Source organism: Ottowia sp. (assembly GCF_035444425.1).
GTDB lineage: Bacteria > Pseudomonadota > Gammaproteobacteria > Burkholderiales > Burkholderiaceae_C > Ottowia.
In genome coordinates, this window is the sequence record NZ_DAOMOQ010000058.1 from 1 (window position 1) to 13244 (window position 13244).

Here is a 13244-nt window from a genome sequence, read left to right on the forward strand (position 1 = left end):
TGAACCCGCTGATCGGCTTTGCCTTCGGCTCCTCGCTGATCTCGATCTTCGCGCGTCTGGGCGGCGGCATCTTCACCAAGGGTGCCGACGTCGGCGCCGACCTCGTCGGCAAGGTCGAGGCCGGCATCCCCGAGGACGACCCGCGCAACCCGGCCGTGATCGCCGACAACGTGGGCGACAACGTCGGCGACTGCGCCGGCATGGCCGCCGACCTGTTCGAGACCTACGCGGTCACGCTGATCGCCACCATGGTGCTGGGCGCATTGATGATCACCACCGCGCCGATGCAGGCCGCCATGTATCCGCTGGCGCTGGGCGCGGTGTCGATCATCGGCTCGATCATCGGCACCTTCTTCGTCAAGGCCAGCCCGAACATGAAGAACGTCATGCCGGCGCTCTACAAGGGCCTGGCGATCGCCGGCATCCTGTCGCTGGTGCTGTTCTACTTCGTCACCGCCTGGATCATCCCGGACAACGCCATCGCCGCCAGCGGCAGCGTGATGCGCCTGTTCGGCGCCTGCGTGGTCGGCCTGGTGCTGACCGCCGCCCTGGTGTGGGTCACCGAGTACTACACCGGCACCCAGTACAAGCCGGTGCAGCACGTGGCGCAGGCGTCCACCACCGGCCACGCCACCAACATCATCGCCGGCATCGGCATCAGCATGAAGTCGACCGCCTGGCCGGTGATCTTCGTCTGCATCTCGATCCTGGTGGCGTTCTGGCTGGCCGGCCTGTACGGCGTCGCCGTGGCCGCCATGTCGATGCTGTCGATGGCCGGCATCATCGTCGCGCTGGACGCCTATGGCCCGATCACCGACAACGCCGGCGGCATTGCCGAGATGGCCGAGATGCCCAGCAGCGTGCGCGACATCACCGACCCGCTGGACGCCGTCGGCAACACCACCAAGGCGGTCACCAAGGGCTACGCCATCGGCTCGGCCGGCCTGGCCGCGCTGGTGCTGTTCGCCGACTACACGCACAAGCTGGAGGACTTCGGCCAGGCCATCAGCTTCGACCTGAGCGACCCGATGGTCATCGTCGGCCTGTTCATCGGCGGCCTGATCCCCTACCTGTTCGGCGCCATGGCGATGGAGGCCGTCGGCCGTGCCGCTGGTTCGGTAGTGGAAGAGGTGCGGCGCCAGTTCCGCGACATCAAGGGCATCATGGAAGGCACCGGCAAGCCCGAGTACGGCCGCGCGGTCGACATGCTCACGGGCGCCGCGATCAAGGAAATGATGATCCCGTCGCTGCTGCCGGTGGCGGTGCCGATCCTGGTCGGCCTGCTGCTGGGCCCGAAGGCGCTGGGCGGCCTGCTGATGGGCACCATCGTCACCGGCCTGTTCGTCGCCATCTCCATGTGCACCGGCGGCGGTGCCTGGGACAACGCCAAGAAGTACATCGAGGACGGCAACTTCGGCGGCAAGGGCAGCGAGGCGCACAAGGCCGCCGTCACCGGCGACACCGTGGGCGATCCCTACAAGGACACCGCCGGCCCGGCCGTCAACCCGCTGATCAAGATCATCAACATCGTGGCGCTCTTGATCGTGCCGCTGGTGGTCGGCATGCACCCCAACGCCGGCAAGACGGCGACGCCGCCGGCCGCACCCGCTGCAGCCGTGGCCGCCGCTGATGCCGCCTCGGTTGCGGTCGAGGGCGAGAAGGTGGTGTTCTACTTCGCCAGCGGCAAGACCGAGGTCGCCGCCGACGCCGATGCCAAGCTGGCCGCCGTGGTCGATGGCGTGAAGGCCGGCAAGAAGGCCATCGTCAGCGCCTACGTCGACAGCACCGGCAGCGCCGACGTCAACGCCGAAGTGGCCAAGCAGCGCGCCGTCTCGGTACGCGACAAGCTGGTCGCGGTCGGCGTGCCCGAAGGCCAGATCGAACTGCAGAAGCCGGCCGACATCCAGGCCGGCAGCGGCGCCCAGGCACGCCGGGTCGAGGTTACGCTGCAATAAGCGTCGCACCAGCGGCCCCAGCCGCTGCACGACGAAGCCCGCCAGCCCGGCGGGCTTTTTTGTGCCCGCGCGAAGCCGGGCGAAGCCAGGCTGCGCGGGCGTCCTGCCCTCAGCGCACCAGCTGGGCCCGCGTCAGCCCCAGCCCCAGCATCGCCAGCAGGCTGAACCCAGCGCCCGCGCCAAAGGTCCAGGCCGGACCCCAGGTCTGCCACAGCAGCCCGGCCAACACGCTGGCCAGCAGCATGGCCAGGCCGCTCAGCAGGTTGAAGAAGCCGAACGCGGTGCCGCGCAGGTCGGCCGGTGCGGTGTCCGCCACCATCGCCGCCAGCAGCCCCTGCGTCAGCGCCATGTGCACGCCCCACAGGCCGACGCCGAGCAGCAGCGCCGACCAGTGCGTGGCCAGCGCCAGCACCACGTCGGCCAGCACCAGCACCACCAGGCCCCAGCCGAGCATGAGCCGGTGCGAAACGCGGTCGGACAGCTTGCCGAACGGGTACGCGCCCAGCGCGAAGGTCAGGTTCATCGCCACCATCACCAGCGGCACCAGCGCCACCGCGACGCCGACCTGCTCGGCACGCAGCACCAGGAAAGCCTCGGAAAAGCGTGCCAGCGTGAACACCGCGCCGACGCCGACCACCCACCAGTAGGCGCGCGGCAGGCGCCGCAGGTTGGCGCGCGAGATCGGGTTGCCACGCAGTGCGCCGGCCGGCCGTTCGGGCTCGCGCACGCCCAGCACCAGCAGCAGCACACACAGCACGGCGGGAATGACGGCGACAGCGAACACCGCACGGAAGTTGTCGGCCCACAGCAGCATCAGGCCGACGGCCAGCAACGGTCCCGTGAAGGCGCCCACCGTATCCAGCGATTGGCGCAGCCCGAAGGCGGCGCCGCGCTGCTCGGGCGGCGCCAGGTCGGCCACCAGCGCGTCGCGCGGCGCGCCGCGGATACCCTTGCCGATCCGGTCCAGCAGCCGCGCGCCGAACACCATCGCCGGCCCGGCCGGGCCGGCGGCCAGGGCGAACAGCGGCTTGGTCGCCGCGCCCAGGCCGTAGCCCAGCACAGCCAGCGGCTTGCGCTTGCCGAACCAGTCGCTGATCACGCCCGAGAACACCTTGACGATCAGCGCCGTCGCCTCGGCCAGGCCCTCCAGCAAGCCCACCAGCGCCACGCTCATGCCCAGCGTGCCGACCATGAACATCGGCAGCAGGCTGTGGATCATCTCGCTCGAGATGTCCATCAGCAGGCTGACGAAGCCCAGCACCCAGATGCCGGCAGGCAGTCGTTGGGCAGGCGTCGAGGGTGTCATGGGGTGCACGATGGAAATGGCGACGAGCGGCATTGTGCGGCCATTCCAGCCCTGCCCTGCCAGCCACAGGGATGATGGGCGGGTCGGTTTCGCCGCACAATTCACGCATGCAATACAACTTCATCGACAACCAGTCGAAAGCCTCGCTGTCAGGTCGCACGCTGCCAGTGATCGATCCGTCCGACGGCCAGCCCTTCGACCAGATCCAGCGCAGCGACGAGCACGACCTCGACGCCGCAGTGCAGGCGGCGCGCAACTGCTTCGAAGGCCCCTGGAGCGCCCTGAGCGCGGCCGAGCGCGGGCGCCTGCTGATGGCGCTGTCACGCAAGGTGAGCAAATCCGCCGACGAACTCAGCAGCCTGGAGCAACGCGACTGCGGCAAACCGACCCGGCAGGCCCGCGCCGACGTGGCGGCGCTGGCGCGCTACTTCGAGTTCTACGCCGGCGCCTGCGACAAGCTGCACGGCGAGACCCTGCCCTACCAGAACGGCTACAGCGTGTTCACCTGGCGCGAGCCGCATGGCGTCACCGGCCACGTGATCCCCTGGAACTACCCGATGCAGATCTTCGGCCGCAGCGTCGGCGGCGCGCTGGCGGCGGGCAACTGTTGCGTCGTCAAGCCGTCCGAGGATGCCTGCCTGAGCCTGATCCGGGTGGCGCAACTGGCGGCCGAGGTGGGCTTTCCCGCTGGCGCCATCAACATCGTCACCGGCTACGGCCACGAAGTCGGCGACGCCCTCGCCCGCCACCCGGGCATCGACCACATCAGCTTCACGGGCAGCCCGCGCGTCGGCACCCTGATCCAGCAGGTCGCCGCCGAGCGCCACTGCCCGGTGACGCTGGAGCTCGGAGGCAAGAGCCCGCAGATCATCTTCGCCGATGCCGACCTCGATGCCGCGCTGCCGGTGGTCATCAACGCCATCGTTCAGAACGCCGGCCAGACCTGCTCGGCCGGCTCGCGCGTGCTGATCGAGCAAGCCATCTACGACCGCATGCTCACCCGGCTGGGCGAAGCCTTCGAGGCGCTGCGCGTCGGCCCGGCTGTGCTGGATCTCGACGTCGGCCCCTTGATCCGACAGAGCCAGCAGCAACGCGTGTGGGATTTCTTGAGCGAAGCCCAGGACGCCGGCATCCCGCTGGTGGCGCAGGGCCAGGTGGTCGATGAGGCGCCGGAAACCGGCTTCTACCAGGCACCGATCCTGCTGGCCGACGTGCCGACGGCGCACCGCGTGGCGCAGGAGGAAGTGTTCGGCCCGGTGCTGTCGGCGATGCCGTTCCGTGACGAAGACCACGCGGTCGAGCTCGCCAATGCGACGAAGTTCGGCCTGGTCGCCGGCGTCTGGACGCGCGACGGGGCGCGCCAGTTCCGCATGGCAAGGCGCGTCCGGAGCGGGCAGGTGTTCATCAACAACTACGGTGCCGGCGGCGGCGTCGAACTGCCCTTCGGCGGCTACAAGTCGAGCGGCTACGGGCGCGAGAAGGGCTTCGAGGCGCTGTATGGCTTCACGGTGCTCAAGACCGTGGCGGTGCGGCACGGCTGAGCCCCGCACCGCCGCTGAATTTAGTCGTCATGCTGGTGGTGGCGCCCCACCAGCAGCTGATCGATGAGCTTGGAGTCGACGCCCTGCCAGCCGACGAGCTGACCGCCGCGCCGCTGAGCGAACTGCTCCGCGCTTTCACGGGTGGCGAAAGCCGGGAAGTTGCCGGCCCGCATCGGCCCCAGGGCGCTGGAGCCCTGCACGTAGATCGCCTGCCGGGCATCGATCCAGTGGCCGCTCGCCGCATCGGTGACGTAGATCGCCACGATGTCGTCGGCCTGGCGTCCCGCCGTGTAGCGCGCCACCTGCCGCATGTAGGCGAACAGGCTCAGGGGTGAATCGAAGAAGAAGGCGTCGCCGTTGCCGTAGATCACCTGCGCCGCCCAGTCCCTGGAGCGCGCCGGGTACATGCCGCAGACCGGGCAACGGGCGTCGGGCAGGATCGGGCGCGGCGCATCAATGGCCAGTCCCGATGTCGGGTCGTGGGGCGTGGCCGCCACCACCACGCAGATCTCGTCGGTCACGGCGACCGGCGCGGTCGGCCGGCGCAGCACCCAGTACCCGGCCACCGAGACCGCGGCCACCAGACCCAGGCTTACCCCAGCTTTCAGCACCAGCCGTCGGTCGGCGCCGTCAGGTGAAGCTTGCGGACGCGCGACCATGGCCCCGCCTCACATCCTGGTGTCGTGCAGCGCGCCGCCGCTCAGATCGACCATGTCGGACTTGATGTCGCCGAACTTCAGCACCTTGCCGCCGTGCTCCTCGGCAAACTTGGCAGCATCCGCCTCCTGCGCAAAGCTGGCGGCCGTCGGCCCCATCGAGCCATGGCGCTTGCTGCCGAACACGTAGACGGCGCTGCGGGCATCGATCCAGGCGCCCTGCGGCTGCTGCCAGTCGGCACGCGCCATGTCCTGCACCCAGGCGCCCTGCACTGGGCGCACCTGCTCGCCGGCGATCAGGGTGTTGAGCAGTTCCAGCGTGTCGCAGAAGAACACCGGCCGATCCTGCCCGCCGTAGCGGATCTGCCCCTTCGGGCCCGGGTAGTCGGCCAGCAGCATGCCGTCGAGCTCGCAACTGGTGCCGCGGTCGATCTCGAGCGGCACCGCGGCGATGTCCTGCTTCTGGTCGCAGGCGGACAAGGCGGCCACGAGCGCCAGCAGCCAGGCCAGCGCCATGGCACGGGGAAAACAGGGTAATCCGCAGATCATTTGAACCTCCAGCGGGCGATCATCAGCGGAAGCACGATCCACAGCACCATGACCGCACCCATGCGCAGCGGGTTGCCGAGCGCGGGCGGGACCACCGAGGTCAGGCCATAGAGCTTGTTGACGTCCTCCAGGGAAAACACGTTCAGGATACGGAACACATCGGCCGGGTTGAGCAGCAGCAGGTAGGCGAACACGTCGCCCGCGATGCGACCACCGGTGCTGACCAGCAGCCCCAGCACCAGCAGGTCGAACACCAGCACGAAGAAGAACCAGGTGGCGATCGCCAGCCCCGATGCGCGCGCGCGATCGCGCGCCGCCACCGAGATCAGCAGCGCCAGGCTGAGGAAGGCCCAGCCCAGCAGGATCGAGCTGATGACGAAGCCGCCGTAGTGGAACAGGCCGCGCCAGTTCCACTGCTGGTACAGCAGCACCGCGATCAGCGCGAAGCCGGCCAGCGTCGACAGGGTCAGCGCGGCGGCCAGGCCGAGGTACTTGCCCAGCAGCACCTCCAGCCGCGTGATCGGCAGCGACAGCAACAGGTCGAGCGAGCCGCGCTCGCGCTCGCCGACGATGGCATCGAAGCCCAGGATCAGCGCGATCAGCGGGATCAGGTAGATCACCAGGCTGACCAGGCTGGCGATGGTGAACTCGATCGAGCGCAGGCCCACGCTGCCCTGCTGGGCGCCGCCGAAATAGGCGATCACCACCGAGAACACCGTGAACACCACCGCCACCGCCAGCACCCAGCGGTTGCGCAGCCGGTCGCGGAACTCCTTGGACGCCAGCGAGAAGACTTGGGACAACTCCACCGCGCTCACCCCTGCTCTTCCGCCAGGCCGAAGAAGACGTCCTCGAGCGAAGGCTCGCGGATGCCGATGTCCTCCACCTCGTCGCCGAGCGCAGCCAGCGCGCGCACGGCGGCCATCTTCTGCGCCCGGGTGACCGACAGCACCAGCCTCTCGCCATCGGGGGCGGGACTGGCACGCACGCCGTCCAGGCTCTCGAATCGGCGGCTCACGGCTGCCGGGTCAGCGCCACGCAGCTTGAGCAGCATGGTCAGCGGCATGCGGGCCTGCTCGCGCAATTGCGCCACCGTCCCCATGGCCTGGATGCGTCCGTTGGCCATGATCGCCAGCCGGTCGACGCGCTCCTGCAGCTCGGCCAGGATGTGCGAGGTGATGATCATGGTCACGCCCTGCGCGCGCAGTTCCTGCAGCGTGGCGTAGAAGTCGCGGATCGCCGCCGGGTCCAGGCCGCTGGTCGGCTCATCCAGGAACAGCACGCGCGGCGAGCCCAGCAGCGCCTGCGCGAACCCGAGCCGCTGGCGCATGCCCTTGGAGTAGGCGCGCACCGGCTTGTCGCCGACGCCGCCCAGGCCGACCCGCTGCAGCGCCGGCGCGCACTGCGCGCCCGGCACGCGCTTGAGCCGGGCGAAGAACTGCAGCGTCTCCAGCCCGCTCAGGTTGTCGTAGAGCACGACGTTCTCGGGCAGGTAGCCGACCTGCCGCCGTGCCGCGCGAAAGCCCCGGCCCCGGACCGGCACGCCGGCGATGTGGATGTCACCGGCATCGACCGCGATCAGGCCCAGCATCATCTTGAACAGCGTGCTCTTGCCGGCGCCGTTGTGGCCGATCAGGCCGAAGATCTCGCCCGGCAGCACCTCGAGGTCGACGCCGTCGACGGCGCGCAGGGTGCCGAAGGTCTTGCTCACCTGGCGCACCGAAATGACGGGGGTAGTGCCGCTCACGGCATCAGACCCCGGGGAAATATCTGCCAAGCCATTGACTCCAGTCGCTTTGTCGGGGCCGCATGCGCGGGTTGGGATCGGTCACCGTGGGCACGCGCAGCACCGGGAACTGCTGCCCCACCATGCGCAGGGCCTGCACCGACGGGCTGGCCAGCAGCAGCTTCATGCTCGGATAGCGCCAGCTCAGCCGGTCGACCATGTCGTTGGCTTCGTAGGGCACGTCACCAATGCCATTGCCGTCGCGATCCCAGCCCAGGTAATTGCTCCAGTGGTTGCCTTCCTTGACGCCCCAGCGCTCGTCGCGCGCGCCGACGTAGCGAACCTGCTCGCGGTTGGCGATGAAGTCGTTGCGCTCGACCACGTTGCGCGTCGAGCCGGCCGACAGGTGCGCGCCGACCACGTTGTCGACCACCAGGTTGCCGCGCAAGGTCGCGTACTCGACGTCGTAGATGAAGAAGCCGCGCTGGTTGCCGGCCACGACATTGCCCTCGATCACCGAATCCTGGATCGTGCGCAGCATGATGCCGTGGTCGGAATTGCCCCAGGCGCGGTTGTTGCGCACGGTCTGCTCGCGCACTTCCATCAGCGCCAGGCCGCCGCGGTTGTAGTAGGTGTCGTTGTCCTCCCACAGGTTGTAGTAGGAGTTCATGTAGTGGGTGCCGTAGCGGCTGTGGTGCAGCTTGTTGCCCTTGAACAGCGCATGGTGCGAGACGTCGATGTACAGCGCGTCGCGCACGAAGCTGATGTCGTTGCCGATCACGCGCGCACCCTTGGTGTTGTACAGCTGCACGCCATTGCCGCGCTGCGGCGACATGTAGTCACGCTTGCCGGTGATGCGGTTGCCTTCCACCAGCACGTCGTCGGCCTTCTCGATCCACAGGCCGAACAGGTTGTAGGTCAGGTCGCAGTGGCGCACGATGGCGCGGTGCGCGCCCGGATAGATGTAGATGCCCGCGTTCTGCGCCGTCAGGTCGTCGCCGGAGTCGCGCACGATCAGGCCTTCGATCAGCACGTCCGGCGCGGTCACCCGGATGACATCGCCGGTCAGGCCGCCGTCGAGCGTGGGCCGGTCGATGCCGCGCAGGGTGAGCTGCTTGTCGATCTTCAGATTGACGCGGTACGAGGCGCGCTCGATCTCGATCACGTCGCCCGCCGCGGCGGCCGCGACCACCGCCTGCAGATCGTCGCCTGGCCGCACACGCAGCGTCGCCGCCTGCACCGACAGGCCGATCGACAGCAGGCAGATCGCAAGCGCCCGGGCACCCCTCATACGGTGAGCATGCCCAGCGCCTTCAGCACCAGGAACAGGATGGCGCCGATCATCAGGTTCTTGAAGCCGACGTAGCTCAGCATGTCCATCCAGCTGGCGACGCGGAAGTTGCGCTGCCACCACGGACCGTCCTTGACGTAGCGGTTGCCGCTCATGCGGATCAGCACCTCGAACAGGCTCCAGCCGAACCACCAGGCGATGATCGTCGGCGGCGACAGGCGCCCGGTCGCCGCGATGATCCAGACCAGCGTCGCCGCGATCGCCAGCGACACGCCGATCATCTGCAGCGAGCGGCTGGAGGTCCAGCCTTCGCGGCTCCACGGCCACACGTGGTCCAGCAGTTCCAGGAACAGCCAGCGCAGGCCGCGCGCACGCGGGTGCGCCTGCGGCGGCGGGTTCAGGGACGGCGCGCTGGCCATGCGCGGATCGGGCAACGCGGGCGAGCGCGGATCGACCTGCGACATGTAGCTGGTGGCCGGCATGATCGGGATGTAGTAGCCGTGCTTGCCGATCGGCGTGATCATCAGGCCGTCGCGCGCGCGGCGCTTGCGCTCGCGACCCAGCGGCGGGCAGCCCTTCGGGTCGGTGTAGAGGATCATGCAGTCGAGGCAATGCAGGCACTCGCGGTGGTCGATGCGCCCATCATCGCCGATCGCCAGCGAACCGCAGGTGCGCTGGCAGGCCTTGCAGACGTTGCAGTCGAGCTTGCGCTTGAGGCCCCACCAGCGGAACGTGCTCGGCATCGCCAGCGCGGCGCCCAGCGGGCACAGGTACTTGCAGAACGGCCGCTCGATGAACACCGCCAGGCCCAGCAGCGCCACCACGTAGGCCGCGTAGGGCCAGGGCCGGTTCTGGATGCCGACCAGGAAGGTGGTCTTGAAGGGCTCCACCTCGGCCAGCTTCTCGGCCAGTCCCATGTCGATCATCGACACCGCCAGCAGCGCGAAGAAGATCAGGTACTTGCCCCACTTCAGGCGATCATGCCAGACGCGCGGCATGCTGACCTGGAAGCGCGCCAGGCCGATCTTGCCGGCGACCTTGTAGATCAGCTCGGACAGCGAGCCGAACGGGCACATCCAGCCGCAGAACAGGCCGCGCCCGAACAGGAACACGGTGATGATGATGAAGACCCAGAACAGGAAGATGAACGGGTCCGACAGGAACAGCGACCACTGCCACTGGAACAGGATCGAGTGGAACCAGGTCAGCACCTGCGTGATCGAGGGCTGCGCCAGCAGCACGCTGCCGACCCAGGTGATGCTGACCGCCCAGGCGGTGTACTTGAAGATGTTGACCGGCCACTTGTTGCGGAACGACGAGCGGCGCGTCAGGAATTCGCGGAAGCTGTAGGCGATGCCCACCATCAGCAGCAGCGCCGTGAAGGCCACCAGTTCCCACGCGCGCGACTTCCAGATCCGCACCCAGGTCGCCTCGGCCTGCTGGATCTTCGGGCGTCCGCCTTCCAGCAGCGTGTCGGGCAGCCAGTAGTTGCCGTCGAAGGCGGCGAAGCTGCGGTGCCCGGTCGCCGCATCGACCCGGTTGCCGAGGAAGGTCAGCTTCCACGGGTAGGCGGGCGAGAACGACTTGGAGCGGACGACGAAGATGCCCGATTCGGTGAAGCGTGGTGCGCCGGCCGCTTCCAGCCCATACAGGTTGTAGTAGTCGGTGTCGCGGAAGGTGAACGAGTCGTTGCCCTGCTTGACCTGGACGCGGTCGTAGATGCCTCCACGCACGAAGCCGGAACCCTTGAACGATTCGTTGCCGGCGGTGCGGATCACCATGATGGCGCTGTCGTCCGGGCCGAGGCGCGCGCGCAGGCCGTCGAAGCTGTTCTTGCCCATCAGGCTGCGCCCGACCGCGGGGTGGTTCAGGTCGGCGAACCACAGCTCGATGAACGGCTCGCTGCTGCGCGCCAGGCCGACCTGCTCGGGCTTGACCACCAGGCGCTGCACGGCGCCCATCTGCACCAGCTGGGCCCAGTCGTAGCGCAGCTCGGCACCGGCATAGCGCGCCGGCTCGCGCACCGTCGGCTCGATCACGCCGACCTGGCGCGCCACCGCCGAGCCGGCCAGCTGCATCACCTGGTTCTGCACCACCACGGTCACGGTGGCGCCCGAGACGGCATCGACGCCGAGGATCTCCTCGTCGGGCCGCGAGGGGCCGACCTCGATCTTGTCCTTGACCGACTTGCCGAGGTACTGGTTGTTGAATTCGATCAGGGCCGATTCCGGAATGCCCAGCAGCAGGATCGGCTCGGAATGCTTGATGACCTTGACACCGACGTACCTGCCCTCGGTGTCCATGCCGATCAGCGTGACCACCGGCTTGCCGGAATACGCCGGCATGTCGGTCACGTCGGTGGACAGCACCACGTAGCCGAGCAGCCTGGGCTTGCCGCTGGCGTCGGGTGCGCCATAGGCCTCGACGTAAGGTGGCTGGCCCTTGCGGGGTGAAAAACTCTGCGCCCCCGGAAAGACATCCTTGCACGGGATCAGCGCGCACATGTCGGGCGCGGTCGCCAGCTCGGCGGGCAGCGCCGCCTCGTAGGCCTGTCCGGTAGGCGCGGCGAACGCGGGCGTGAGCAGCAACTGGACCAGGACGATCAGGACGCTGGCAACTACTTTCAGACTTCTCATCATGGCTCAGTTCTCAGGACAGGGCCGGCCCGATTCGCCGGGCCGGCCGCCACGGCTCGACAGTTCGCCGTGATCACGCCTCCACGATCATGCGCGAGCGCATCTCGAGGTGCAGCGCATGGCAGAAATGCGTGCAGTAGGCCCAGAACACGCCGGGCTTGTCGGCAACGAAGGTGACCGACTTGGTCTCCTGCGGGTTGACGATGAAGTTGACGTTGTAGTTCGGGATCGCGAAGCCGTGGGTCAGGTCCTCGACCTTGTCGAGGTTGGTCAGGATCAGGGTGACCACGTCGCCCTTCTTCACCGTGAACTCGCGCGGGCTGAACGCCGGCGCCTGCGAGGTGACCTTGACCGTGACCTTGTTGCCGTCGCGCGTCACGCCAGCTTCCTTGGCATCCTTGATCGCCAGCGGGAAGTCGTCGAGTTCGTAGACCTGCTTGGGCTTGATGATGTCGCGCCGCATGATGATGAAGTCGTGCGGCTCGGGACGCACCGGGTGCTCGGCCACCATCACCATCTTCTCGCCCGAGATGTCGATCACCTGCTCGTTCTCGGGGTGCAGCGGGCCGACCGGCAGGAAGCGGTCCTTGGAGAACTTGCAGCCCACCGCCAGCCACTTGCCGTCGGCCGACTTGGTCTCCGAGTGGGTGGCGTTGATGTGGCCCGGCTGGTAGTGCACGTCGATGCGGTCAACCACGTACTTGACGTTCTTGTCGCCGGCATGGAACTTGATCGCGGCCTCGACGTTCCACTTCACCACCTGGCTGTCCAGGAATAGCGTGGTGTAGGCGTTGCCGCGGCCGTCGAAGGCGGTGTGCAGCGGGCCCAGGCCGACCTCGACCTCGGCCACCACCGTCTTCTGCAGATCGTCCAGGTTGCCGTCGAACCAGTCCAGCACCTTCTGCAGCTCGATCGTGGTGGTGGTGGGCGACAGCTTGCCCGAGCAGATGAAGTACTTGCCGTCGGGGCTGGCGTTGACGCCGTGCGGGTTCTTCGGCACCGGCACGTAGGCGACCAGCGCGGTCTTCGGGTCCTTGTTGGCCTCCTTGGTGCCGTCGACCACCGGCACCTTGCTGTCGCCGATGGTGGTCGTCTTGCCGTCCTTCACCGCCTGCTCGATGCGGCCGATGTTGTAGAACAGGCAGGCGTCGCGCTCGGCGGACATCATGTCCTCGTAGTGCACGCCCATCTCGGTGTTGTACTGGTTGGTCGCCGCCAGCTTGCCATCGAAACTGGTGGCCAGCAGGTCGCAGTTGCCGTCGATCAGCACCTGCCAGCGCACTTCCATGGTCTCGGCGTCGACGCAGGTCATCAGCGAGCGGTACTTCGTGGGGTCGTTGGCGTCGCTCCCGTCATTGGGCAGCGGGATCGAGAACTCGCCGCCGCAGAACACGCGCGTGGTGTGGTTGATCGCCGGATCGACCGGGTCGCGCTTGTCCGGGAAGATGCCGTGAAAGCCCTGCACGTTCGGCAATTGGGTGATCTTGTCGCAGGTGAAGGTATCCAGGCGCACGCGCGCCACGCGGCTGTTGATCTTGTCGTTGATCCAGGCGTACTTGCCGTCGTAGTCGCCGTCGGTGTAGG

10 protein-coding genes are annotated in these 13244 nt (G+C 67.9%); 2 read left to right on the plus strand and 8 right to left on the minus strand.

Annotation, left to right across the window (positions count from 1 at the left end; translation table 11 throughout):
• Positions 1 to 1955, plus strand: a 1955-nt coding sequence (locus tag PK606_RS14945; RefSeq protein WP_324565102.1) for a sodium-translocating pyrophosphatase, incomplete at its 5' end; no start/stop codon positions are given.
• Positions 1956 to 2064: 109 nt separating this feature from the next.
• Here PK606_RS14945 and PK606_RS14950 read toward each other — a convergent pair.
• The gene (locus tag PK606_RS14950; RefSeq protein WP_324565104.1) at positions 2065 to 3294 is read right to left on the minus strand and encodes an MFS transporter; all 1230 of its coding nucleotides are present in this window, start codon (positions 3292 to 3294) and stop codon (positions 2065 to 2067) included.
• Positions 3295 to 3368: 74 nt separating this feature from the next.
• Here PK606_RS14950 and PK606_RS14955 point away from each other — a divergent pair, with 74 nt between their 5' ends.
• Positions 3369 to 4802 (plus strand): aldehyde dehydrogenase family protein, encoded by a 1434-nt coding sequence (locus PK606_RS14955; RefSeq protein WP_324565105.1) that lies wholly within the window; start codon positions 3369 to 3371, stop codon positions 4800 to 4802.
• Positions 4803 to 4822: 20 nt separating this feature from the next.
• Here the strand turns inward: PK606_RS14955 and PK606_RS14960 are convergent, their stop codons facing one another.
• The 7 genes from PK606_RS14960 to nosZ all read right to left on the minus strand — a co-directional run.
• On the minus strand, positions 4823 to 5461 hold the full coding sequence (locus PK606_RS14960; RefSeq protein WP_324565106.1) for a nitrous oxide reductase accessory protein NosL: 639 nt from the start codon (positions 5459 to 5461) through the stop codon (positions 4823 to 4825).
• A 9-nt stretch (positions 5462 to 5470) separates the two neighbouring features.
• A complete protein-coding gene (locus tag PK606_RS14965) occupies positions 5471 to 6007 on the minus strand; it encodes a nitrous oxide reductase accessory protein NosL (RefSeq protein ID WP_324565107.1) in 537 nt (178 codons plus the stop codon).
• Positions 6004 to 6816, minus strand: coding sequence for an ABC transporter permease (locus PK606_RS14970; protein ID WP_324565109.1), 813 nt, complete (start codon positions 6814 to 6816; stop codon positions 6004 to 6006). Before PK606_RS14970 ends, PK606_RS14965 begins: the two co-directional genes overlap by 4 nt.
• Positions 6817 to 6821: 5 nt before the next feature.
• On the minus strand, positions 6822 to 7784 hold the full coding sequence (locus tag PK606_RS14975) for an ABC transporter ATP-binding protein (protein WP_324567586.1): 963 nt from the start codon (positions 7782 to 7784) through the stop codon (positions 6822 to 6824).
• Positions 7759 to 9024: a nitrous oxide reductase family maturation protein NosD gene (locus PK606_RS14980; protein WP_324565111.1), complete on the minus strand. Its 1266-nt coding sequence runs from the start codon at positions 9022 to 9024 to the stop codon at positions 7759 to 7761. Before PK606_RS14980 ends, PK606_RS14975 begins: the two co-directional genes overlap by 26 nt.
• The gene (locus PK606_RS14985) at positions 9021 to 11663 is read right to left on the minus strand and encodes a 4Fe-4S binding protein (RefSeq protein ID WP_324565112.1); all 2643 of its coding nucleotides are present in this window, start codon (positions 11661 to 11663) and stop codon (positions 9021 to 9023) included. Before PK606_RS14985 ends, PK606_RS14980 begins: the two co-directional genes overlap by 4 nt.
• A gap of 70 nt (positions 11664 to 11733) precedes the next feature.
• The coding region (nosZ, locus tag PK606_RS14990) for a TAT-dependent nitrous-oxide reductase (RefSeq protein WP_324565113.1) at positions 11734 to 13244 on the minus strand (1511 nt) is incomplete at its 5' end.

What these genes read in the sequence shown, in the direction of transcription:
- PK606_RS14965 (WP_324565107.1), bottom strand. Translation starts at nt 6,007, where the DNA reads ATGATCTGCGGATTACCCTGTTTTCCCCGTGCCATGGCGCTGGCCTGG.
- PK606_RS14955 (WP_324565105.1), top strand. Translation starts at nt 3,369, where the DNA reads ATGCAATACAACTTCATCGACAACCAGTCGAAAGCCTCGCTGTCAGGT.
- PK606_RS14960 (WP_324565106.1), bottom strand. Translation starts at nt 5,461, where the DNA reads ATGGTCGCGCGTCCGCAAGCTTCACCTGACGGCGCCGACCGACGGCTG.
- PK606_RS14985 (WP_324565112.1), bottom strand. Translation starts at nt 11,663, where the DNA reads ATGATGAGAAGTCTGAAAGTAGTTGCCAGCGTCCTGATCGTCCTGGTC.
- PK606_RS14980 (WP_324565111.1), bottom strand. Translation starts at nt 9,024, where the DNA reads ATGAGGGGTGCCCGGGCGCTTGCGATCTGCCTGCTGTCGATCGGCCTG.
- PK606_RS14950 (WP_324565104.1), bottom strand. Translation starts at nt 3,294, where the DNA reads ATGCCGCTCGTCGCCATTTCCATCGTGCACCCCATGACACCCTCGACG.